The following is a 1,051-nucleotide window of genomic DNA, read 5'->3' as shown; positions in this document are numbered from 1 at the left end:
TAGGCACTGCGCTTGAAGGTGATGATCTTGCGGCGGCCGTCAGCGAAGCAGGCCACCCGCAGCTTCTTGGGTTCCTTGCGTGACATGCGAGTCTCCGTTTTCCGTGTGGTCAGGCGGCCTCGGCGCGGCCCCCTGCCCTGCCCGTCTCCGATCTGGCGATCAGGTAGTCGCAGGCGCGCTGCGCATCCGCGGCGTGCTTGAAGATCGCACCCTTGTCCGACCGAAGAACGCGCAACCAGTTGTGGAGGTAGGCGGCATTCATCTCGAGCGTATGCGCCGTGAAGCCGAGCGTCTGACCCAGGAACACCGCGGTCAATTCCGCGACGATCTCCTCGCGCGCATAGGACGTGTTGCCGAACTTCGAGAACCCGAAATCACGGTTCAGTCGATGGGGGGCTTTCGTGGCATGGGCCAGCTCATGGGCCCAGACCCCGTAAAAATTGCACGGGTCCTGGAACCGCGTGATGGACGGCATGTAGACCTTGTCCACGGGGGGCAAATAGTACGCCTCCGTGCCCGTGAAGACGGTTGTGATGTCGATGGCATCGAAAAACGCCTGCATGTGCGGGATGGACTCGGACGGCGGATGCTCGGGCACGGGCTCCGGCTCAGGGTAGAAGCTGTCGGGCAAGCCCTCGATCTGGCAGGCGTTGAACACGCGGTAGGATTTCTGGAAGCGGAAGATGTGGGCTTCCTCGGAGCGATCATCGCCATCGCTGCGGTCGTCCTCGCCGCCCGCGTCTTTCCGGCTTTGGCCGTAATAGACGACGACAGAGGACTTTTCGCCCTTGCGAACCTTTGCGTCCAACCCATTGGCCTGCGGCAGCGTCATCCAGAAGGGAGAGCTGTGGCCCGCCATCACGGTCCGCATCGTCAGCAGGAAGTTGTTCACTCCCTGGTAGGGTTCCCCGCCCACGCGCAGGGGGCGACAGCTGCCACCTGCGGTCCATGGCTTGCGCCACGGCAGGACGCCGCGCTCAATGATACGGATGATTTCGTTTGTGATGACCTCTGAGGCATCGAATTTGGGCGTGCGGGATCGGGCCATGGC

2 protein-coding genes are annotated in these 1,051 nt (G+C 62.8%); both read right to left on the bottom strand.

Annotated features, from left to right (window positions below):
* Positions 1–86: DUF6330 family protein (locus EP376_RS23460; RefSeq protein WP_238930926.1), on the bottom strand; the 86-nt coding region annotated here is incomplete at its 3' end.
* Positions 87–109: 23 nt separating this feature from the next.
* Positions 110–1,048, bottom strand: coding sequence for an ArdC family protein (locus tag EP376_RS22650; protein WP_127657724.1), 939 nt, complete (start codon positions 1,046–1,048; stop codon positions 110–112).
* Positions 1,049–1,051 lie beyond the last annotated feature (3 nt).

The sequence above is a fragment of the Alexandriicola marinus genome, from assembly GCF_004000435.1.
GTDB lineage: Bacteria > Pseudomonadota > Alphaproteobacteria > Rhodobacterales > Rhodobacteraceae > Alexandriicola > Alexandriicola marinus.
The sequence above is the reverse complement of the archived record's forward strand: the minus strand, read 5'-3'. Positions and strand labels throughout refer to the sequence as shown.